22 protein-coding genes and 2 rRNA genes are annotated in these 20,492 nt (G+C 27.6%); 19 read left to right on the top strand and 5 right to left on the bottom strand.

Features of this window, described 5'->3' with window-relative positions; all coding sequences use genetic code 11:
• Both BUB83_RS19005 and rrf read left to right on the top strand, forming a co-directional pair.
• A 23S ribosomal RNA gene (locus BUB83_RS19005) occupies positions 1–145 on the top strand; the annotation flags it as partial.
• An 80-nt stretch (positions 146–225) separates the two neighbouring features.
• Positions 226–342 (top strand): 5S ribosomal RNA (rrf, locus tag BUB83_RS19000).
• 175 nt (positions 343–517) lie between these two features.
• On the opposite strand, the gene BUB83_RS18995 is transcribed toward rrf, so the two are convergent.
• Positions 518–1,678 carry an ABC transporter substrate-binding protein gene (locus BUB83_RS18995; RefSeq protein WP_073340703.1) on the bottom strand — a complete coding sequence of 387 codons (1,161 nt, stop codon included), beginning with the start codon at positions 1,676–1,678 and terminating at the stop codon, positions 518–520.
• Between the two features lie 300 nt (positions 1,679–1,978).
• The gene (locus BUB83_RS18990) at positions 1,979–2,920 is read right to left on the bottom strand and encodes a magnesium transporter CorA family protein (RefSeq protein WP_073340702.1); all 942 of its coding nucleotides are present in this window, start codon (positions 2,918–2,920) and stop codon (positions 1,979–1,981) included.
• Positions 2,921–3,211: 291 nt separating this feature from the next.
• Between BUB83_RS18990 and BUB83_RS18985 the strand changes: the two genes are divergently transcribed.
• Entirely contained in the window at positions 3,212–3,700 is a 489-nt protein-coding gene (locus BUB83_RS18985) for a hypothetical protein (protein ID WP_073340701.1), read from the top strand.
• 11 nt (positions 3,701–3,711) lie between these two features.
• Here the strand turns inward: BUB83_RS18985 and BUB83_RS18980 are convergent, their stop codons facing one another.
• Complete coding sequence (locus tag BUB83_RS18980) at positions 3,712–4,851, bottom strand: zinc-binding metallopeptidase family protein (protein WP_073340700.1); 1,140 nt, start codon at positions 4,849–4,851, stop codon at positions 3,712–3,714.
• 217 nt (positions 4,852–5,068) lie between these two features.
• Here BUB83_RS18980 and BUB83_RS18975 point away from each other — a divergent pair, with 217 nt between their 5' ends.
• The 9 genes from BUB83_RS18975 (at position 5,069) to BUB83_RS18935 (ending at position 10,432) form a co-directional block, all read left to right on the top strand.
• On the top strand, positions 5,069–5,290 hold the full coding sequence (locus tag BUB83_RS18975; protein WP_073340699.1) for a sigma factor G inhibitor Gin: 222 nt from the start codon (positions 5,069–5,071) through the stop codon (positions 5,288–5,290).
• Positions 5,269–6,696, top strand: a complete 1,428-nt coding sequence (locus BUB83_RS18970) for an aminotransferase class I/II-fold pyridoxal phosphate-dependent enzyme (protein WP_073340698.1) — start codon at positions 5,269–5,271, stop codon at positions 6,694–6,696. Before BUB83_RS18975 ends, BUB83_RS18970 begins: the two co-directional genes overlap by 22 nt.
• A 33-nt stretch (positions 6,697–6,729) precedes the next feature.
• Positions 6,730–7,407 (top strand): dTMP kinase, encoded by a 678-nt coding sequence (locus BUB83_RS18965; protein WP_073340697.1) that lies wholly within the window; start codon positions 6,730–6,732, stop codon positions 7,405–7,407.
• Between the two features lie 33 nt (positions 7,408–7,440).
• The gene (locus tag BUB83_RS18960) at positions 7,441–7,770 is read left to right on the top strand and encodes a cyclic-di-AMP receptor (RefSeq protein ID WP_073340696.1); all 330 of its coding nucleotides are present in this window, start codon (positions 7,441–7,443) and stop codon (positions 7,768–7,770) included.
• Positions 7,771–7,791: 21 nt separating this feature from the next.
• The gene (locus BUB83_RS18955) at positions 7,792–8,736 is read left to right on the top strand and encodes a DNA polymerase III subunit delta' (protein ID WP_073340695.1); all 945 of its coding nucleotides are present in this window, start codon (positions 7,792–7,794) and stop codon (positions 8,734–8,736) included.
• Between the two features lies 1 nt (position 8,737).
• On the top strand, positions 8,738–9,652 hold the full coding sequence (locus BUB83_RS18950) for a PSP1 domain-containing protein (protein ID WP_073340694.1): 915 nt from the start codon (positions 8,738–8,740) through the stop codon (positions 9,650–9,652).
• 20 nt (positions 9,653–9,672) lie between these two features.
• Entirely contained in the window at positions 9,673–9,870 is a 198-nt protein-coding gene (locus BUB83_RS18945) for a hypothetical protein (protein ID WP_073340693.1), read from the top strand.
• An 83-nt stretch (positions 9,871–9,953) separates the two neighbouring features.
• Positions 9,954–10,124 carry a DUF362 domain-containing protein gene (locus BUB83_RS18940; RefSeq protein WP_073340692.1) on the top strand — a complete coding sequence of 57 codons (171 nt, stop codon included), beginning with the start codon at positions 9,954–9,956 and terminating at the stop codon, positions 10,122–10,124.
• A gap of 119 nt (positions 10,125–10,243) precedes the next feature.
• Positions 10,244–10,432 carry a hypothetical protein gene (locus BUB83_RS18935; RefSeq protein WP_073340691.1) on the top strand — a complete coding sequence of 63 codons (189 nt, stop codon included), beginning with the start codon at positions 10,244–10,246 and terminating at the stop codon, positions 10,430–10,432.
• 24 nt (positions 10,433–10,456) lie between these two features.
• On the opposite strand, the gene BUB83_RS18930 is transcribed toward BUB83_RS18935, so the two are convergent.
• Positions 10,457–11,038: a hypothetical protein gene (locus tag BUB83_RS18930; protein WP_073340690.1), complete on the bottom strand. Its 582-nt coding sequence runs from the start codon at positions 11,036–11,038 to the stop codon at positions 10,457–10,459.
• A gap of 299 nt (positions 11,039–11,337) precedes the next feature.
• Between BUB83_RS18930 and BUB83_RS18925 the strand changes: the two genes are divergently transcribed.
• The 3 genes from BUB83_RS18925 to BUB83_RS18915 all read left to right on the top strand — a co-directional run bounded on the left by BUB83_RS18925 (position 11,338) and on the right by BUB83_RS18915 (position 14,184).
• Positions 11,338–12,084, top strand: coding sequence for a tRNA1(Val) (adenine(37)-N6)-methyltransferase (locus BUB83_RS18925; RefSeq protein ID WP_073340689.1), 747 nt, complete (start codon positions 11,338–11,340; stop codon positions 12,082–12,084).
• A gap of 28 nt (positions 12,085–12,112) precedes the next feature.
• Positions 12,113–12,964 (top strand): 16S rRNA (cytidine(1402)-2'-O)-methyltransferase, encoded by an 852-nt coding sequence (rsmI, locus tag BUB83_RS18920; protein WP_073340688.1) that lies wholly within the window; start codon positions 12,113–12,115, stop codon positions 12,962–12,964.
• Positions 12,965–13,080: 116 nt separating this feature from the next.
• Positions 13,081–14,184, top strand: coding sequence for a C40 family peptidase (locus BUB83_RS18915; protein WP_073340687.1), 1,104 nt, complete (start codon positions 13,081–13,083; stop codon positions 14,182–14,184).
• 59 nt (positions 14,185–14,243) lie between these two features.
• On the opposite strand, the gene BUB83_RS18910 is transcribed toward BUB83_RS18915, so the two are convergent.
• The gene (locus tag BUB83_RS18910; protein WP_073340686.1) at positions 14,244–14,489 is read right to left on the bottom strand and encodes an AbrB/MazE/SpoVT family DNA-binding domain-containing protein; all 246 of its coding nucleotides are present in this window, start codon (positions 14,487–14,489) and stop codon (positions 14,244–14,246) included.
• 817 nt (positions 14,490–15,306) lie between these two features.
• On the opposite strand from BUB83_RS18910, the gene BUB83_RS18905 reads away from it, so the two are divergent.
• The 4 genes from BUB83_RS18905 (at position 15,307) to BUB83_RS18890 (ending at position 20,383) form a co-directional block, all read left to right on the top strand.
• Complete coding sequence (locus BUB83_RS18905) at positions 15,307–15,924, top strand: DUF1836 domain-containing protein (RefSeq protein ID WP_073340685.1); 618 nt, start codon at positions 15,307–15,309, stop codon at positions 15,922–15,924.
• A gap of 119 nt (positions 15,925–16,043) precedes the next feature.
• Complete coding sequence (gene arcA, locus BUB83_RS18900; protein ID WP_073340684.1) at positions 16,044–17,246, top strand: arginine deiminase; 1,203 nt, start codon at positions 16,044–16,046, stop codon at positions 17,244–17,246.
• 133 nt (positions 17,247–17,379) lie between these two features.
• Positions 17,380–18,375: an ornithine carbamoyltransferase gene (gene argF / locus BUB83_RS18895; RefSeq protein ID WP_073340683.1), complete on the top strand. Its 996-nt coding sequence runs from the start codon at positions 17,380–17,382 to the stop codon at positions 18,373–18,375.
• Between the two features lie 586 nt (positions 18,376–18,961).
• The gene (locus BUB83_RS18890) at positions 18,962–20,383 is read left to right on the top strand and encodes a PTS transporter subunit EIIC (RefSeq protein ID WP_073340682.1); all 1,422 of its coding nucleotides are present in this window, start codon (positions 18,962–18,964) and stop codon (positions 20,381–20,383) included.
• Positions 20,384–20,492 lie beyond the last annotated feature (109 nt).

The raw sequence follows: 20,492 nt of genomic DNA, 5'->3' as shown, positions 1-20,492 counted from the left end.
TAAGCGTGAAGCCCACCTCAAGATTAGATTTCCCATAACGTTAAGTTAGTAAGACCCCTGGAAGACTACCAGGTTGATAGGTCAGAGGTGTAAGTACAGTAATGTATTAAGCTGACTGATACTAATAGGTCGAGGGCTTGATCAATTTAATTAATTCACTATGCAATTTTGAATGCAACATTCGAAAGCAATTTTGAATGAATAATTCAAAAAACAACAAAATAATCTGGTGATTATAGCTTGAAGGCAACACCCGTTCCCATTCCGAACACGATGGTTAAGCTTCAACACGCTGATGGTACTGCATGGGTGACTGTGTGGGAGAGTAAGTCGTTGCCAGGTAATAAAAAAGAAACTATCTTAGAATTAATGCTGAGATAGTTTCTTTTTTATTCTTTGTAAATCAAATAATGAAAATAACCGTAAACACATAAAGTTAATATCTTGTGTTAAAATAAAAATTGAGGCTATCTCAATTTTCTATTTTGAGATAGCCGATTTTTTATTAAAATAATACTTAAGGTTCAATAGTTTTAAGGAATTCTTGTTTACCATCAACTGTTTTCATGATAACTGCGCTTTTTACAGGATTTCTGTTTTCATCATAAGTGATATCACCAGTAACAGCACTAATTTGTAAAGATTGAATAGCATCCTTTATTTTTTCAGTATCGGTACTTCCAGCCTCTTCGATAGCTTTTATCATAATTTTAGTTGCATCATAAGATAAGGTTGAACAAACATCAGGTATAGCACCATACTTTGATTTATAGGTTTCAACATAGGTAGATACAATTTCTTTTTTATCATCTGGAGAAAAGTGAGTAGAAAAATATCCACCATCTATATCACTTCCACCTATAGCGAATAGGTCTGGTGAATCCCAACCATCACCACCAAGTAATATACTATCTATCCCTAATGATTTAGCTTGTTTAGCTATTAATCCAACGTTATTATACATATTAGGTAAGAATAAAACATCAGCATCCATTGCTTTTATATTAGTCAATTGAGCATTGAAATCCTGATCGCCTTCATTAAATGTTTCTACACCAACTATCTCGCCTCCAGCTTTAGCAAATTCATCTATAAATACTTCTGCTAGACCCTTAGCATAGTCATTAGTAATATTATAGAAAACTGCAGCGGTCTTTGCTTCTAATTCATCAATTGCAAATTTAGAAATAACTACTCCTTGGAAAGGATCAATGAAACAGGCTCTAAATACGTATTCACCACCTGCAGATGTAACTTTTGCATTTGTTGCATAAGGCGAAATCATAGGAATTTTATTTTCAGTAGCTACGGGACCAGCTGCTATTGAGCAAGGACTAGTTAAAGGACCTATAACACCTATAACTTGATTATTATTTATAAGTTTTTGTATGGCAGAAGAAGACATTGCAGGTTTATTTTCATCGTCTTCATAAACAACCTTTATTTGTTTTCCTAAAACTCCACCTGCTGTATTTACTTCTTCAACGGCTAATTCAATACCATTTTTAGCGGTTTGACCAATGGAAGCTAAATCTCCTGTTAAAGATAAAACAGCACCCAATGTTATAGTTTCATCACTTGTAGCAACAGTTTCTACATTTTTATTTCCACATCCAGTAAGTATACTTACAAGCAGTGCTGTAGAAACAAAAATACTTAATATTTTGCGCTTATTCATAAAAAACACCCCTTTAATAAATTAATAAATTTTAACATGATATTTTAAACATTTTATAATTATAATATATATAATTTATCATACTATCAACAAAAAGCCAATATACAAAAGTTACAGAAATATATTTATGCTGTTGTGCAAATTGTTTATTAAAAGTTATAAAAGCATATTTATATATTTTACCTCTTAGAAATTAGTAGGTTTATTTTGAAATAGTAAAAAAGTAAAAAGGTTTCAAACAAATTACTATTAATTTGTTTGAAACCTTCTAAATTATAAGAAAAATTTAATTAAATTTGTTTAAAGCATTTTTTTCTTTCTAAGCATAATAGTGGTTAACACTGCAGTTAAACCAATAAGAGATAGTACTTTTAGAAAACCAAAAGGATCTTTTTGTAAGGGTAAGCTAATTAAATTCATTCCAAAAATACCTGAAATCATATTAGGAATAGATATTACTATTGTGATAGATGCAAGTAATTTCATAACCTGATTAAGATTATTAGAAATCATGTTAGCAGATGCATCCATAGTAGTATTTAAAATATTTGTGTATATACTGGTCATTTCAAGTGCTTGCTTATTTTCTATTATAACATCTTCAAGGACGTCTTTATCTTCTTCATATTTCTGCATTATAGTTAATTTCAACATTTTTTCCAATGTGGCTTCATTGGATTTTAGTGATGTTGAAAAGTAAACCAATGAATTTTGTAAAGAAAGTAATTGCATTAGTACTTTATTACTCATGGATTTATGCAAGGATTTTTGTAACATTAAACTTTTCTTTCCTATTTGTCGTAGGCATGTCAAATAATAGCTAGCAATTCTAAATAATAATTGTAGAATAAATCTAGAACGTTTATAGGTATAAAAAGATTTTATTTTTCCTTCAGAGAAATCTGTTAGTAGTTTGCTATTTTTTAGGCATATAGTAATAAGGCAAAAGTCACAATAAATTATACCTAAAGGATAAGTATCATAAGTTAAAGAGTTTTCTTCCATTTCTGCAAAAGGAATATCAACAATAAGTAAAATATTATTATCTTCAACATCAATTCTAGAAGTTTCTTCTTCATCTAAAGCTGCATTTAAAAACTCTAAAGGAACACCAGTTTTTTTTGATACTAATAATAATTCTTGTTCAGAAGGATCTATCATATTAATCCAACATCCATATTCAATAGTCTCAATTTTTTTTACATTAGCAAATTCAGTTGGGGTTTTATATAAAAAAATCATACAATCATTCCTTTCTACAAATAGAATATACCATAAAGCTATTTTAGTAAATAATAAAATCATATAGTATAAGAATTCTTGTACACAAAAAATTTAATTATTTTTAACAAATATAAGAATTCAGGAGCTAATAAGAGCATAAGAGTAATATAGTATACTATAGAGTAGCTAAATTCTTAAAATAGAATATTTTACTTAATAATGGTCAATTAAAGCTTTTTTCTTATTTGATAACTACGTAAAAGTTAGTATAATCTTCATGTGGGCAATTTTAATAGTGGAGGTTTTGTAATGCATAAAGAGGTTGTTGTGAGAAGTAAAATGACAAGCTTAGTTACAATGATTTTTATTTGTGAGTTTTTGATTATTATTTCAGATATTGCAGAAAATATTAATGTTTTTGGTCATAGAATAGCGGGATATTCTAAAATAATGGCAATAATTTTTTTGAGTATAATTGTGTACAAAGAAATAATAAAATGTAAATTAAGATATAAGTATTCAATAATTGCAGATCAATTTATTGTATATAGATTATCTAATGAAAAACAGGAAATTTTAGAAAATATAAAAGTAAGCAGTATTCAATCTATAGATAAAATTTGGTATAGAAAATTGAGTATTCATCAGTTTATGGCTAAAAAATATACAAGCCTTATTGTTACTCCTAGTATGTATTGTTGTACTTATAGAATTAATGATAAAAATGAAATCTTTTATTTTCAACCAAGTGAAAATTTGGTTTTGAAATTAAATGATTTAAGAAATAGAACTTTTTAAAAAAGCTAGGCCTATGGCCTAGCTTTTAAATTATTTAATTCTATTTTAGCTTCCTGAATAAGGGATTCTTTTTCAATCAAATCTATAGCAGTATTGCTAAGTGCTTGAGCACAATTCATTATTAAGTCTATACAAGAGCTAGAACTACTTGCTTCGATAAAATCACTTGTGCCGAAAATTTTATCATTAGATAGAGAAATAAAAGGTCTAATACAAGGAACTATATGGCTAACATTACCTAGACTTAATCCGAAATTATAATCTTTAATGTCTTCAAGATGTATAATTCCACACTCTTTTAGATTATGAGCTAAAAGTCTATTTAAAGTATTATTATAAAATAAAGTATCATATGGAACATTATTTAAATGAATTTTATAATCAATATTTAATAAACTTTTACTAAAGGAACATATTTCTTCTATTTTATCTTTTATATTATAAGCAATATCTAGATTAACTGATTTAATTGAAAATTTAACTTCTAATGTGTTTTTTAAAATAGAAGGATTTAATGATCCATCTATCTTAATGTTATCTATAGAACAATCTTTACAATAACTTTTCAATAAAATATTTATAGAATCAATAATATAAATACATCCTTCTAAAGGAGTATAGTGATTGCTATCCTCACAGGATAAAAATATTTTAATGGGCAAAACGGCAGGTGACGAACCATTAATTGAAGTGTGATTATGAGGTTGAACCATTAGAACAGCATCTATATCATCAAAAACACCCATTTTAGCCATGGAAACTTTACTTCCACCCTTTAACTCGCCTGGACATCCTATGACTGTTAAAGAGCCACCTATAGTATCTATAATCTTTGATAGTGCTAAGACACTTGCGATAGATACCGTAGAAGTAAAGCTTGTGCCTAAAATTTGTCCTTTAAGTGGAAATGAATCATATTCACACAAAAAAGCTATTTTAGGGTAAGAAGTTCCAAGTTCTGCTTTAAAAGCAGTTTCCATACCACAAAAATTTTCTATCACGTGGAAAGAATTAGTTTTTAATAACTCAATTAAATATTGACTAGATTTATATTCGTGATAACTTTCCTCTAAAGTGTTATGTAAAAAAGTATTTATATTAATAATATCCGGTTTTATTGTGGATAGATAAGAAGCAGTCTTTTGTTTCATATAATTTACTCCTTTGTATAATAATTTGTTTCTTCAAATTTCTTTTATATATTTACTATTATAACCAGAGAAAATTTAATTATTAAAAATTATTTTTGTGGACAAAATAAGTTTTGCGGGTATGCTGAATAAAATATATAGTATGAGGCTAAAATTAAAATAATCATCTAAATTAATACGAAATAAATCATTACTAACATTTTGAAGGGAGAAAGTTATGAAATATTTAAACAAGCAAAGCTGTATTATATGTGGAAAGCCTCTAAATGATGGTATAATGATAAATGGAAGAGGAATTTGTATTAACTGTGAAAAAAGAATAATTAACTCAAAAACAGGTACAGATTTTTATGATTATTATGAAAAATGCATAAGAAGAAAAATAGTGCATTATATGAGTAAGGGAGAGGATTTTGATTGTCCAGATTACCACTGCTGAAGGGGGTATTAGATTATATTAATGAAAATAATATTTCTTTTTCTATGCCCGGACATAAAAATGGTGATGGGTTCATTAGAACTGATGAGGGAAAAAAATTATACGATAATATAATAAAAATGGATATAACGGAAGTTGAAGGAGTAGATAATCTTCATAAACCGGAAGGAATAATAAAGGAAAGCTTAAATTTATTAAAAGAGTATTATGGAAGTAAAAAAGCATATTTTCTTGTGAATGGAAGTACTAGTGGTAATTTAGCTATGATTTTTTCCTGTTTCCAAGAAGGGGATAAAGTATTAGTAGAAAGAAATTGTCATAGATCTATTATGAACGGAATTATAACTAGAAAACTAAAACCAGTTTACATCAACAATAAAATAGATAAAAAGTATAATGCTCCTCTATCTATAGACGAGGAGTATTTTTTTGATACTATTAAAGAGAACTATGATGCAAAGGGAATTATAATAACTTATCCTAATTATTATGGTATTTGTTTAGACCTAAAAAAAATTATTAAAGAAGCTCATAAAGCAAATATGTATGTTTTAGTTGATTCAGCTCATGGAGCACATTTTGGGGTTTGTGAAGAATTGCCTGAAAGTGCGGTTAAATCAGGAGCAGACATGGTTGTAATGAGTAGTCATAAAACGTTACCTAGCTTTACTCAAACAGCATATTTACATATAAATAATTCTGATTTGATAGATAAATCAGATTTTTATGTAAGTGCATTTACTTCTACTAGTCCGTCATATATGCTTATGTGCTCTATGGAATATACTAGATACTACTTACAGTATTTTGGAAGAACAGATTATAAGAAGCTTATAAATACAGCTGAAATATATAGAAAAAAAATCAATACTATTGAAGGTATACATATATTGGCGCTAGAAAGTTTAGATAATAGCATACATGATATGGATAAATCTAGATATATTATAAATATAAAAGAAGGATACAGTGCTGAAGGGGTAATGAGCTATTTAAGGAAAAATGGTATACAAAGTGAAATGAATGATACAAATAATATTATATTAATTTTATCGCCATTCAATAAAGAAAGTGATTTTAAGTTATTATATAATAAATTAAAAGAATGTAATTTAGAAAACTACAAAGAAGAAAAAATTGTATTATTAAATGCAGATAGTCCAAGTATTAAATTGTGGCCTTACGAAGTAATTGAAAGAAGAAAAATTATTATAGAGTTAGATAAATCAGAAGGCAGCATATCTGCGGAAGCTATAGTGCCATATCCACCAGGAGTCCCAATTATTATGCCAGGGGAAATAATTAGCAAAAATATCATTAAAATGATACAATATTACTTGAAAAACAATAAATCTATATTGGGTTTAATTAAAGATAAGGATAAGTACTTTATAAAAATAGTGTGAACTCTTTTATGAAGGTATAGGGGGAATTTACATATGAAAGGTAAATTAATTATAATAGAAGCAACTGATGGAGCAGGTAAAAAAACTCAATCAGATAAATTATATAATAGATTAAGAAAAGAAGGACATAACATAAAAAAGATAGAATTCCCAAATTACAATAGCAAATCATCCGAATTAGTTAAAATGTATCTTAATGGTGATTTTGGGGATAAACCAGGAGATGTAAATGCTTATGTTGCATCTACTTTTTATGCAGCAGATAGATTTGCTTCATATAAAAAAGAATGGAAAGAGTTTTATGAGAATGGAGGTATAATATTAGCAGATAGATATACAACAGCTAATATGGTTCATCAAGCATCTAAAATGGATGCTAAGGAAGAAAAAGATAAATTTTTAAAATGGTTATGGGATTTTGAATTTATAAAGTTTGGACTTCCAGTTCCGGATTGTGTGTTTTTTTTAAATATGCCGCCTGAACATGCAAATAAATTAATGAAAAACAGAAAAAACAAAATAAATGGGCAAGAAGAAAAGGATATTCATGAGAAAGATAAAGGGTATTTAATAAAATCTTATGAAACAGCTTGTTACGTAGCTAATAAATACAATTGGGTAAAGATAGATTGCATAAGTAATAATAAAATTAATACAATTGAAAAAATACATGAGCAGATATACAGAGAAATCAAAAATGTGATAAAATAAATATAATATTTTAATATTAATGGAGGAGTGTAGATGAAATTGATTTTTGCAATTATCCAAGATGATTATGCTGCAGAGTTAGTAGAGGCCATTACGGAAAAGGGGTATAGAGTTACTAAACTTGCAACTACCGGTGGTTTCTTAAAATCAGGGAACACTACATTGATTATAGGGGTTGAAAAAGAAAAAGTAGAAATAATTGTAGATGTAATAAAAGAAGTTTGTAAAACTAGAAAACAAATTGTGGCTTCACCATCTCCTATTTCTGAAACTACAGGCATGTTTGTTCCATATCCTGTTGAAGTTGAAGTTGGCGGTGCAACAGTTTTTGTTCTAGATGTAGATCAATTCATTAAAATATAATTAGTAATGGAGGTACAACCCATGGGATTTGAAAGCATAATTGGGCATGAATTTATAAAAAATCAAATTCAAAATTCCATAAATAATAATACTTTTTCACATGCACATTTAATTGTGGGTCCAGATGGAATAGGAAAAAGTTTATTAGCTTATCAAGTAGCCATAAAAATATTAGGAAAAAATGAAAATAGGGATTATGTAGATATTGTTGAATGGAGAGTTAAAAAAAACAAGAAATCTATTGGTGTTGATGAAATAAGAAGTTTGATAATAGAAGTCAACAAAAAACCTTATGAAGGTAGTCAAAAGGTAGTTATAATATATGAGGCTCATAAGATGACTACAGAGGCTCAAAATGCAATTCTAAAAACTATAGAGGAACCACCTAAAGGAGTCACTATAATAATGTGTAGTGAATCCTTAGATCTTCTTTTAGAAACAATTAAATCAAGAAATCAAATTCATAGATTAAACAGATTAAAAGCAAATGAGATAAAACTTTACTTACAAAAGAAATATGAAATTTTAACAAATGATGAAATGAATTTGTTAATTAACTTTAGTGATGGAATTCCAGGTAGATGTGATTTGTATTTAAATGATGCGGATTTCAAAGAGGTAAGAAATTTTACGTTATCCTTAATAAAATCAGTAGGTGAAGATAATATAGGTATTATGCAAGAGTATGAGAGTTATTTCAACAAATATAATTATATGTGGGAAGAAATTATAGATACATTATTATCCTATATAAGAGATATTATGATATATAAAGAAATAGGGGATAATAATATTATTATCAATTATGATAAATTAAATGATATAATGGATATGGCAAATTTGTATTCAATGAAAAAACTAGATGAATTTATTGGTATAATTAATGAGGCTAGAGAAAAATTACAAAGCAAAGTAAATTCAGAATTGGTTTTTGCTGTAATGTTTCTGAAAATGCAGGAGGTTTAATATGATAAAAGTAGTTGGAGTTAGATTTAAAAAATCTGGTAAAATATATTATTTTTCACCTAATGATTTAGAAATTAAAGTTGATAATTATGTTATAGTTGAAACAATTAGAGGTACGGAATTTGGACATTGTGTTATTGGACCTAAGGATGTTGAAGATAAGAATATAGTTACACCTCTAAAAAATGTTTTAAGAGTTGCTACACAAGAAGATATAAATATAAATACAGAAAATAAAGAAAAACAAGATAAAGCATTTTCTATATGTGTAGAAAAAATAGAAAATCATGTATTACCTATGAAGTTAATAGATGTGGAATATACTTTTGATAATAATAAAATAATATTTTATTTTACTGCAGAAGGAAGAGTTGATTTTAGAGAATTAGTAAAAGATTTGGCCTCTGTTTTTAGAACAAGAATAGAATTAAGACAAATAGGTGTAAGGGATGAAGCAAAAATGATAGGCGGCTTGGGGCCTTGTGGAAGACCAATGTGCTGTTCTTCGTTTTTAGGTGATTTTGCACCAGTATCTATAAAAATGGCAAAAGAGCAAAATCTATCATTAAATCCTTCAAAAATATCTGGTATTTGTGGAAGATTAATGTGTTGCTTAAATTACGAACAAGATACATATGAAACTATAAAACAAAAACTACCTAAAGCGGGGTCTATTGTCAAAACAGTTGAGGGTAAAGGTGTGGTTGTTTCAAATAATGTTGTAAAAGAAATAGTTAATGTTAAATTAAAGAAAAAGGATGAAGAAGAATATATAAAAACTTTTTCAATGCATGAAATTGATCTGATTTCTGGTGAATATGAATACAGAGAATTAGATGATTCCACAGAAGATATAAATATTTTTATTGATAGTGAAGAGACTAAAGAATTTAAGGAAATACTTAAAAAAGATTAGCAATTAAAGGGGGCAGACTTATGAAAATATCAATAAATATTATGGACTTAAGTCAAAGGGATAACTTTGCTGTTATTACAGAAAGAATATCAGCCAAAGAAGGTATTATTGCTACTCAATTGAAAAAAAATAATTTAGAAATGATATTTGATGAAAATATTATCTCCAAAGATGAAATATTGGACTTTATAGAAGATATGGGCTTTAGTATTTTATAAAGGGACTTCCTTTAATTTAAGGAAAGTGTTAAAATAGATAGCGGATATATAAATATTCTAAATCATGATGAGGGGGTGTTTTTGTGGCTTATATTATAAATGATTCATGTGTAAGTTGTGGCGCTTGTGTTTCAGAATGTCCAGTAGATGCAATATCTGAAGGAGATGGAATATACGTAATTGATGCTGAAGCTTGTATCGATTGTGGAAACTGTGCTAATGTTTGTCCAGTAGCAGCACCAGTAGCTGAATAAAAAAAAGATCGTCTTTGACGGTCTTTTTTTATTTTACATTTATATAGAAAAGTAATAATTCTAAAATAGCCTCCATATTAATAATAATAATATGTCATATAAAATAAAGGGGGGATATTATGTATATGTGGGTGAAACATCAAAAATCTTGTGCCACTTGTATATATTGGAATTGTAAAAGAGAGGTTGATTTTTATAATATAAAAGTATATTGTGAAGAAGGAAATTGTTATAATCCAGACGGATTTTATAAAATAAAAACTATGCAAGGAGATAAATGTTCTAAGTGGGTAGGGTTTTCAAAATAAAAACCTAAAGCATTTACTTTAGGCTTACATTATATATTTTGTAGTGTTTGAAGAATCAATATGTTTTGGAGTTTGAATTGTAATATTTTTTAATGAGTCTTTAAATTGTAGTTTAAAAGATAAAATAGTTTCGCTTATTTTAGAGTAAATTGATTCTTGATGTTTATCAAGTTTGATTTTCTTGTTTGTGGCTTTATTTAGTTCGATTTCAAATACTTCATGGCCTATAGAATTAAAGGCTGTGGTTATTATATCGTCAGAAAGATAATTACACATTTCTAATATTGCTGAATCAAAACTAGATTGTTTTATTATATGGTCAAAAGGTAAAGTGCTAGGAGCCAATATAGTAGAATCAAAATCTAAACTTTCAAAAATTTCTGTGCCGATTCTTTCAAAAATATGAATAAAAAGTAGCTGAATATCTAAATTACTTATAACATTACTTTTAAAATCATCTTTGTTATATGCTTTTGTATTTTTAACTAATAGCATAGTATATGTATAAGCTTCGTTGAGACGAATATCAAAAAAGCTCTCCACTTCTTCATTAATTATTGAAACACAAGTATTTTCATATGAAAATGATTTGTATAAGGAAATCATTTAGAGTCCTCCTTAAAATTTTTACAAGTAGCTAATTACTTGACAAGCTAATTATACAGTAAAAAATATTTAAAGTTAAGATAAAAATAAATAAGAATGCATAGTTTTTATAAATCTTAGTGGGAATTTAAACAAATAAATACTTTAATTATAAATTAAAGCAATATAATTGATTATTAGTACTTTTAAAAGTATAATAAAATTCTTAAGATTAATATTTTTTAAGTATTATAGACAAAACTTACGTATAGATTAAAAATATATACGGTAAATAAAAATATAAAAAAATGGTGATTATAATGAATGAAAATTTAATAAAAGATGACGAAACTTTAGATGATTTACAGTTAAAAGATTTATTTGTAATACAAAAGAAAGATAAATTCAGATTTGGTGTAGATGCTGTTTTATTAGCTAATTTTGCTAATGTAAAAAGTAATTCTACTGTAATTGATTTATGCTCTGGTACGGGTATAGTTCCTTTTGTTATAAAAGGAAAGAATAACCCATCAAAAATTATTGGTTTAGAGATTCAAGAAGAAATGGTAGAAATGGCGCAAAGGTCTGTACTATATAATAAATTAGAAAATAAAATTGATTTTATAAAAGGTGATTTAAAAAATATTGAAATGTTAAAAAAATTACCTAAAGCGGATGTAGTTACTGTTAATCCACCTTATAAGGTTTATAATTCTGGTATAATAAATCCTGACGATAAAATTGCCATTGCTAGACATGAGATATGTTGTAATCTAGAGGATGTTATTTTAGCGTGTAGAACTTTATTAAAAGATAATAAAAGAATGTACATGGTACATAGACCAGATAGATTAGTTGACATTTTTACATTGATGAGAAAGTATAAAATTGAGCCTAAGAGAGTTAGGATGGTTCATCCTAATGTTAATAAAGCACCAAATATTGTGCTAATAGAAGCTCAACGAGATGGAGGTAGTTTTCTTAAATGGGAATCCCCTTTATTTGTGTATGATGAACATGGAAATTATACTGAAGAATTAACTAGAATATATGGAAGAGATAAATAATAAACTCATAAATAGAGGAGAAAGAGATATGGAAGGAAAACTATTTATTGTTCCTACACCTATTGGTAATCTAAAAGATATTACCATTAGAGCATTAGAAGTGCTTAATGAGGTTGAAATGATAGCAGCAGAGGATACAAGACATACTATAAAGTTATTAAATCACTTTAATATTAAGAAACATTTATTTAGTTATCATAAGTTTAATGAATATGATAAAGGTGATGAAATAGTTAAACTGATAAAAGAAGGAAGAAAAATAGCATTAGTTTCAGATGCTGGAACTCCAGGTATATCTGATCCAGGTTCTATTTTGATTTCTAAGTGTATAGAAGAAAATATAGATTTTGAGGTATTACCCGGTGCTACGGCAATAACTACAGCCTTAGTAGGTTCAGGGCTAGATTCTTCAAAATTTATATTCAGAGGTTTTTTGCCTAGAGAAAGAAAAGAAAAAAATATTATGCTAGAAAATATAAAATTATATCCGGAAACTATAATAATATATGAGTCTCCACATAGATTGATTGTTACATTAAAAAGCTTAGAAGAAAATTTAGGAGATAGAACAATAGCTATATGTAGAGAGTTAACTAAACTTCATGAGCAAATAATTAGATGTAGAATTTCACAGGCTATAAGTTATTATGAAGAAAAAAGCCCAAGAGGTGAATACGTACTTGTTATTGAAGGTAAATCTCAAAAAGAAGCTATTGAAGATGAAAAGAAGTTATGGGAAGACTTGAGTATAGAAGAACATATAATTAAATATATTAAAGAAAACAACAGCAAAAAAGAGTCTATCAAAATGGTGGCTAAGGATAGAAAATTACCTAAGTCAGAAGTTTACAAATATTCCTTGAACATAAAGAGTTTCTAAACTAAATTTATTTAATAAATTAAGGGATATTTTTATAAATATTATTTATTATAGATGAAATATTTAAGCATTAATGGTATAATGTGATAGAGTATACTGTAAAGGGGATGTGAGATGTGCATAAAAAAGTGATTGCTACTGTATTATCGGTTGCTATAGCAACTTCTTGTAGTGCTTCAATGGTAGTTTTTGCAGATACATTACAAGAACAATTGCAGCAGCAAAAAAAAGAGTTGGCAGAGCATGAAAATGATTTTCAAGAAGCACAGAAAATTGTTGAAGAATTAAATTCTAAAATAGAAGAGTTAGACTACAACATAGAAGAAACCTTAAATAAAATAGATGAATTAAATAATAAAATAACAGATATAGAAAAAAACATAGAAAATGCAAAGCAAGAAATCGAACAGGCTCAAATTGATATGGAAGCTGAAAAAAAATTATATGAACAAAGAATGTCAGCCATGTATATGAATGGTGAAACTGGTTATGTAGAAATAGTACTAGGTGCTAAAAATTTAAGTGACCTTTTTTCTAGAATTCAAATAGTGAGAACGATAACAGAATTAGATAAAGAAATTATTGCTACATTAAAAGCTAAGCAAGCAGAGGTTGAGGCAAGTAAGAAACTTATGGAGCAAGAAAATGCAGAATTAGCAGCAACAAAGGGTGAGCAACAAAATAAGATGTCAGAATTACAAGTTGCTAAAGATGAACAACAAAAATATATAGATGAAGCACAAAAAGAAGCTACTGCTTATGCTAATGTAGTAAATAAAGATAAAGCTGAAATAGATAAAACAAATGAATTGATTGAGCAAGCTAGAGCAGCAACACAAAAATATACACCATCAAGAGGTTCTGCAGAAATTTCATCTAATGCTATTGTGGCATACGCTTCTAATTATTTAGGAAGACCCTATCAATGGGGGGCAACTGGACCTAATTCATTTGATTGTTCTGGATTTACATCTTATGTATTTGATCATTTTGGTGTTAATTTGCCAAGGGTTTCAAGAAGTCAAGCTGGGGTTGGATCATATGTTGATAAATCTGATTTACAACCGGGTGATTTAGTTTTCTTTGGAAGTCCCATAAGACATGTAGGAATATATGTTGGAAATAATTGTTATATACATTCTCCACAAACAGGAGATGTGGTTAAAATATCTACTTTATCAAGTAGATCTGACTTTGTAACTGCGAGAAGAGTATACTAATATAAATATAAAAAACACTTTCTTATGAAGGAAAGTGTTTTTCTATGTTTAAAAATATATTATTTTTCTTCTTTTAATATAGTCATGCAATTTTCACAGATATTTTTTCCTCTGTAGTTAACAACGTCTCTTGCATTTCCACAGAAAATACAAGCTGGCTCATATTTCTTTAAAATTATTTGTTCTCCATCTACATATATTTCTAAAGCATCTTTTTCAGCTATATCTAAAGTTCTTCTTAATTCTATAGGAATAACTATTCTACCTAGCTCGTCTACTCTTCTTACTACACCTGTTGATTTCATTTAAAATCCTCCTCATTCAGTTTAATTTTACATCTTTCGACATATTATATTTAAAGAATAACAAATATTACAAAAGAAGTCAATAGAAACTGGAATATTTTTTTTATTTTTCGAGAAATTCTCATTTAATTCCATGTAAATATAATATACTACCAATTTATTCAAAAGTCAATAAATTTAATATGGGAATAATTTTTTTGAAATTACTAATAAAAACTTCTAGAATAAAGGGATTAATGATGTAAGGTTAATTTATTAGATGGTAAAAATGATAAAAAATACAAAAAAAATAAGTTTTAAAAAAAAGTGATTAAATGGAAAATGTAAATTTATATGTCGAAATATAAGAGTTAGATAAAAAAATATAATAAATAATGCAAAAATAATACAATAAAACGATGATATATTTCAAATTAATAAAAAAAAGATATAAAATAATAGGGTATTAAAGTAAAAATGTATAGTATTGCTAAAATATAATTTTAATGCAAAAGAAACAAAATATATATGGTAAAAAATGAAAAAATTTTCGTAATAATATTCCACAGTTTTTAAACAGGTTATTAACAAGTATTTGTGAGTTATGTTGATAACAAAAACACTAAAGATATTATATCTTTAAGAATAATGGAGTAAATTATAGAAATAAGGAATATAATTAAAAAAAAGTTATCCACAAATAATGTTGATAACCTGTGGATTTGTGTGGATAACTCTATAATTATCAACACAATAAAAAACTTGTAATATAGTTATAAGAACCTTATAATATAATTATGATTTAGTTACAAAAAAATATATTCCATATAATTTTTTCATGGAGGGTTTTGTATTGAATAGAAAAGATGATATTCTTAAAGATATTAATGATTTAGCAAAAGATATTTCTAAAAGTAGTTTGGTTTCGTATAAAGATTTGCCTAGATATGATTTGTTTTTATCTCAGGTTATTGATTTTTTGAATGATAAATTTGATGAAGAAAAATATACTAATAATATTGTACAAAATTATATAAAGAATGAAGTGATTTCAAAACCAGAAGATGGTAAAAAAAGAGGTTACACTAAAATTCATTTAGCACAACTAGTTTTATTAAGTTATATGAGACCAGTTCTTACAACTGATGAAATTAAGAAGGTATTCGCATTAGCTTTTAATGAAATAAATGATAGAAGTGACGATATTATTTCATGGGAAAAAGCTTATGAAATATTTGCAAAAATTCAAACTAAAAGTTTTGATGAATTTTTGGATACTGAATACTTTGATCAAAATAAATTGCTAAATTATTTGGGTGAAATGAATTTAAAAAATGAAGATGAAGAAAAAATATTAGTTTTTTTAGTTGTTATGAGTTTAGTTGCTCAAGCAAGTGCTACAAAGAAATTAGTGAAAAAAATAATAAATGAATACGGGAATAAATCAGAAGATTAAGCTTAAAATATATTAAAAACTATAATGCCTATTATATTATATGCAATTATAGTTTTTCTTTGATTTTAAAAATACTTTTAAAAATTTTTACGAATATTTGACAAAGTGGGAGTGATAAAATGAATTCTTCAGGAATAAATGTATATTCTGAAATTGGTAATTTAAAAAAAGTTCTGCTTCATGAACCTGGAAATGAAATAGAAAATTTAACCCCAAATTATTTAGAACTATTATTGTTTGATGATATACCTTATCTTAAAGTAGCAAAAAAAGAGCATAAGTATTTTGCCGATGTTCTAAAGAATAACAATGTTGAAATTCTTTATTTGGAAAATCTTGTGGCGGAATCATTAGTAGAAGAAAATATTAAAAAATTGTTTATACAAGAAGTGTTATTAGAAGGAAGAGAAACAACCAACGATGAAAAGAATGTTTTAACAGAATATCTTAATAGTCTTTCAGTAGAAAATATGGTTTTAAAGGTTATGAGTGGTGTTAGAAGAAAGGAGGTTGGATATAGCGAGGAAGGAAACAATTATCCTTTTTTAATGAATCCAATGCCTAATTTATACTTCACTAGAGATCCATTTGCTATTATTGGAAGTGGAGTTTCAATAAATACTATGAAAACTAATACAAGAAAAAGAGAAACCATATTTGGAAAGTATATATTCAATCATCATAAAGATTATAAGGATGCAAACATAAAACGATGGTATGATAGAAATAATGAGTATTGTATTGAAGGTGGGGACCAATTAATATTATCTAAAGATGTATTAGCAATAGGTCATAGTGAAAGAACAGATAAAGAAGCTATAATTCGAATAGCAAAAAATATTTTTAATAATAATGAAGAATTTAAAACTATACTAATGTTTGAAATACCAAAAACAAGAGCTTTTATGCACTTAGATACTGTTTTTACAATGTTAGATTATGATAAATTTACGGTGCATCCAGCTATTGAGGGAAAACTAAAAGTGAATGCTATTTATTATGAGGAAGATAATAAACTAAAAATTATTGAAGAAGAGGATTCTCTTGATAAAATATTGGCTTATCATTTGAATAGAGATATAACCTTAATAAGGTGTGGTGGTGGGGACAAAATTGCTGCAGCGAGAGAACAATGGAATGATGGTTCTAATACACTAGCTATTGCGCCTGGTAAAGTGATAACTTATGAACGAAATTATATAACTAATGAGCTTTTAGATAAAAACAATATATCAGTGATACCAATAGTGTCTTCTGAATTGTCAAGGGGCAGAGGTGGCCCAAGATGTATGTCTATGCCATTTTATAGAGAAGATATATAATTAACTTTGTTTTAAAACAGAGATTGAACTAAAAAATACACTATACATTGACATAATACACAACACAAGCGTATAATAATAAATATAAATGTATAAATATTCATAAACTTATTATATTAAAAGAGGTGGTAGTATGTTTAATTTAAAAAACAGAAGTTTTCTAACATTGATGGATTTTACTCAAAAGGAAATAAAATTTATGTTAGATTTAGCTGCTGAATTGAAAATGTCAAAATATGTAGGAAATGAAAGTAAAAAATTACAAGGCAAAAATATTGCATTAATATTTGAAAAAGATTCAACTAGAACCAGATGTGCCTTTGAGGTAGCAGCATATGATCAAGGAGCGCATGTTACTTATCTTGGACCAGCAGGGAGTCAATTAGGGAAAAAAGAATCAGTTAAGGATACTGCTAGAGTATTAGGTAGAATGTATGATGGAATTGAATACAGAGGGTTTGAGCAAACAAAAGTAGAAACCTTAGCTAAATATTCAGGAGTTCCTGTTTGGAATGGACTAACTAATGAGGACCACCCAACACAAGTATTGGCAGATTTTTTAACTATAAGAGAGCATTTTGATAAAGCTTTAAATAAAATAAAGTTTGTTTATGCTGGTGATGGAAGAAATAATATGGCAAATGCTTTGATGATAGGTGCTAGTAAGATGGGTCTTGATTTTAGAATTGCAGCGCCTGAATCACTTTTTCCAGAAGAAGAATTAGTAAGTAAATGTGAAGCAGAGGCAGTTAAATCTGGTGGTAAAATCACAATAACTTCAAGTGTAGATGAAGCAGTTAAAGATGCAGATGTTATATACACTGATGTATGGGTTTCTATGGGAGAACCTGACGAAGTTTGGAAGGATAGAATCAACTTACTAATGCCATATCAAGTAAATATGGAGATGATTAAGAAAACAGGAAATCCCGGCGTTAAATTTATGCATTGTTTACCTGCTTTTCATGATTTAGAAACTAAAGTTGGTAAAGAAATTTATGAAAAGTTTGGAATAGATTCTATAGAGGTTACCAATGAAGTATTTGAAAGTGATTTTTCTATAGTGTTTGATGAAGCTGAAAATAGAATGCATACTATAAAAGCAGTTATGGTTGCTACATTAGGATAAAATGAAAAGATGCAGAAATTTTTCAATTTCTGCATCCACCTTATAGGTTTAAAGAAGACTTAAAATCATTTTAACGCCGACATATATAAATCATTACATACCCACATAAAATCTGTCGACCGTATATAAGCATTACACAAACCATATACATCTTTGCTCGACCATATAAAATCCCTTGGAAACTAATTATAATCTCTCGACTAAAAATAACCTCTAACTAGTTCATTCAATAAAGAGTGAAGAGCCTGCGGAACTCTATACAATCTTCGCTCGACCAATATACATAACTTGGGACCACAAACATACCTTTCGGCACATGAATAGCCTTTCATAACCTATATTAATCTTCTCGCCAGCATATAAACAACCTATACAAATCCCTTATACACTTTTGTTCGAATAATAAAAGACTAATTAAAATCCTTTACTACTCTTTGCTCAACAAAGTTAAATCCTCTTTGTAATATTAAGATCCCCTTTCTTGAAAAAAATATGTATGAAAAACAAGAAATAAAAATTTTTTTTTTCATATAATTATATATGGCTATTAATTTAGGGTTAATATTTAGAAATAGGAGGGTATTTTATGGGTAAAACCAAAAGGAGTTTTATGAATAAATTACAAAAACTAGGAAGAACTTTAATGACTCCGATGGCAGTATTGCCAGTTGCAGCTATTTTATTTAGATTTGGGCAAGTAGATATATGGATACCTATGGGAATTTTGCCAAATGGTATTCCTTGGATGGTAGCTGCTGCAGAAGCAATATTTAGTAATTTAGCATTGATTTTTGCTATAAGTATTGCTATAGGATTGGCAGATGAAAATAATGGAGTAGCAGCTATTTCAGCAGTTATGGGTTTTTTTATTTTAACCAAAGTAGCATTAGCTATTAATAGTACTATTGAAATGGGTATTTTAGAAGGTATTTTAATCGGTTCATTATCAGCATATCTATATAACAAATATAAGTTAATTAAAGTACCAGAGTTGTTGGGTTTCTTTGGGGGAAAAAGATTTGTGCCAATAATTACATCAATATATTCTTTGTTAATTGGTTTATTTATAGGATATGTATGGCCATTGATTGAAAGTAGTATAAGCATACTCGGCAATAATGTTAATAAATTTGGGGTAGTAGGAGTTTTTATTTTTGGATTTTTCAATAGAATATTAATACCATTTGGCCTGGATAATAAGTTTAACTCGTCATTTTGGTTTGAATTTGGAACATATACCAATAGAGTTGGAAATGTTGTAACTGGAGATATAAATAGATTTTTAGCTGGAGACCCTTTAGCAGGAACGTTTATGACTGGATTGTTTCCAATTACTATGTTTGCTTTGCCAGCAGCTTGTATTGCAATAATAACAGCAGCTAATAAAGAAAATAAAAAATCTGTCACAGGTATGTTAGTCGGTTTTGCTTTAATATCATTCTTAACAGGAATAACTATACCAATAGAATTTATGTTTATGTTCTTAGCACCAGTACTTTATTTAATTCATGCTATACTTACGGGTGCAGCACTTGTAATAACATATTTACTGGGGATGAAATGTGGTTTTGTTTTTTCAGCAGGATTAATAGATTATCTTTTAAATTTTAGAATATCAACTAAACCATTGGGTATCTTAGGTGTAGGATTGATTTTTGGGATTGCATATTATTTTATATTTTTATATTTTATTAAAAAATTTGATATTCCAACGCCGGGTAGGATGGAAGAAGAATCTATTAAGCTTTGCAATTTAAAAGATAGTGAGCTAAAGCAAAAAGCAGAAGAAATGATTGAAGCAATAGGAGAAAAAGAAAATATTGTTTCTATAGAGGCATGCATTACAAGGATAAGATTAGAAGTGGTTGATTCTACAAAGGTAGATGAAGCATTACTTAAAGAAATAGGAGCTACTGCGGTTATGAAATTAAATAGTACTAATTATCAGATAATTGTAGGCAATATAGCAGACAGTTTAGTTACTTATATAGATAATCTTATGGAATAGAATATTAACTTACTGAAATTGACACTTTAAAAATCACTATCTATAATAAATTTATATAGATAGTGATTTGCTATATCAATACAAATTTATTATAGATTAGTTATGGTGA

Source organism: Clostridium grantii DSM 8605 (assembly GCF_900129965.1).
Classification (GTDB): Bacteria; Bacillota; Clostridia; order Clostridiales; family Clostridiaceae; genus Clostridium_AF; species Clostridium_AF grantii.
Note: the sequence above shows the minus strand (reverse complement) of the source record. Positions and strands in the feature narration are given on the sequence as shown.

Excerpts from the sequence above, each read along its gene's own strand:
- BUB83_RS18980 (WP_073340700.1), bottom strand. The coding sequence starts at position 4,851 with ATGAAACAAAAGACTGCTTCTTATCTATCCACAATAAAACCGGATATT.
- BUB83_RS18955 (WP_073340695.1), top strand. The coding sequence starts at position 7,792 with ATGGGATTTGAAAGCATAATTGGGCATGAATTTATAAAAAATCAAATT.
- BUB83_RS18985 (WP_073340701.1), top strand. The coding sequence starts at position 3,212 with ATGCATAAAGAGGTTGTTGTGAGAAGTAAAATGACAAGCTTAGTTACA.
- BUB83_RS18990 (WP_073340702.1), bottom strand. The coding sequence starts at position 2,920 with ATGATTTTTTTATATAAAACCCCAACTGAATTTGCTAATGTAAAAAAA.
- argF (WP_073340683.1), top strand. The coding sequence starts at position 17,380 with ATGTTTAATTTAAAAAACAGAAGTTTTCTAACATTGATGGATTTTACT.
- BUB83_RS18910 (WP_073340686.1), bottom strand. The coding sequence starts at position 14,489 with ATGAAATCAACAGGTGTAGTAAGAAGAGTAGACGAGCTAGGTAGAATA.
- arcA (WP_073340684.1), top strand. The coding sequence starts at position 16,044 with ATGAATTCTTCAGGAATAAATGTATATTCTGAAATTGGTAATTTAAAA.
- BUB83_RS18950 (WP_073340694.1), top strand. The coding sequence starts at position 8,738 with ATGATAAAAGTAGTTGGAGTTAGATTTAAAAAATCTGGTAAAATATAT.
- BUB83_RS18935 (WP_073340691.1), top strand. The coding sequence starts at position 10,244 with ATGTATATGTGGGTGAAACATCAAAAATCTTGTGCCACTTGTATATAT.
- BUB83_RS18965 (WP_073340697.1), top strand. The coding sequence starts at position 6,730 with ATGAAAGGTAAATTAATTATAATAGAAGCAACTGATGGAGCAGGTAAA.
- BUB83_RS18945 (WP_073340693.1), top strand. The coding sequence starts at position 9,673 with ATGAAAATATCAATAAATATTATGGACTTAAGTCAAAGGGATAACTTT.
- BUB83_RS18905 (WP_073340685.1), top strand. The coding sequence starts at position 15,307 with ATGGAGGGTTTTGTATTGAATAGAAAAGATGATATTCTTAAAGATATT.
- BUB83_RS18890 (WP_073340682.1), top strand. The coding sequence starts at position 18,962 with ATGGGTAAAACCAAAAGGAGTTTTATGAATAAATTACAAAAACTAGGA.
- BUB83_RS18930 (WP_073340690.1), bottom strand. The coding sequence starts at position 11,038 with ATGATTTCCTTATACAAATCATTTTCATATGAAAATACTTGTGTTTCA.
- BUB83_RS18995 (WP_073340703.1), bottom strand. The coding sequence starts at position 1,678 with ATGAATAAGCGCAAAATATTAAGTATTTTTGTTTCTACAGCACTGCTT.
- rsmI (WP_073340688.1), top strand. The coding sequence starts at position 12,113 with ATGGAAGGAAAACTATTTATTGTTCCTACACCTATTGGTAATCTAAAA.
- BUB83_RS18925 (WP_073340689.1), top strand. The coding sequence starts at position 11,338 with ATGAATGAAAATTTAATAAAAGATGACGAAACTTTAGATGATTTACAG.
- BUB83_RS18975 (WP_073340699.1), top strand. The coding sequence starts at position 5,069 with ATGAAATATTTAAACAAGCAAAGCTGTATTATATGTGGAAAGCCTCTA.
- BUB83_RS18960 (WP_073340696.1), top strand. The coding sequence starts at position 7,441 with ATGAAATTGATTTTTGCAATTATCCAAGATGATTATGCTGCAGAGTTA.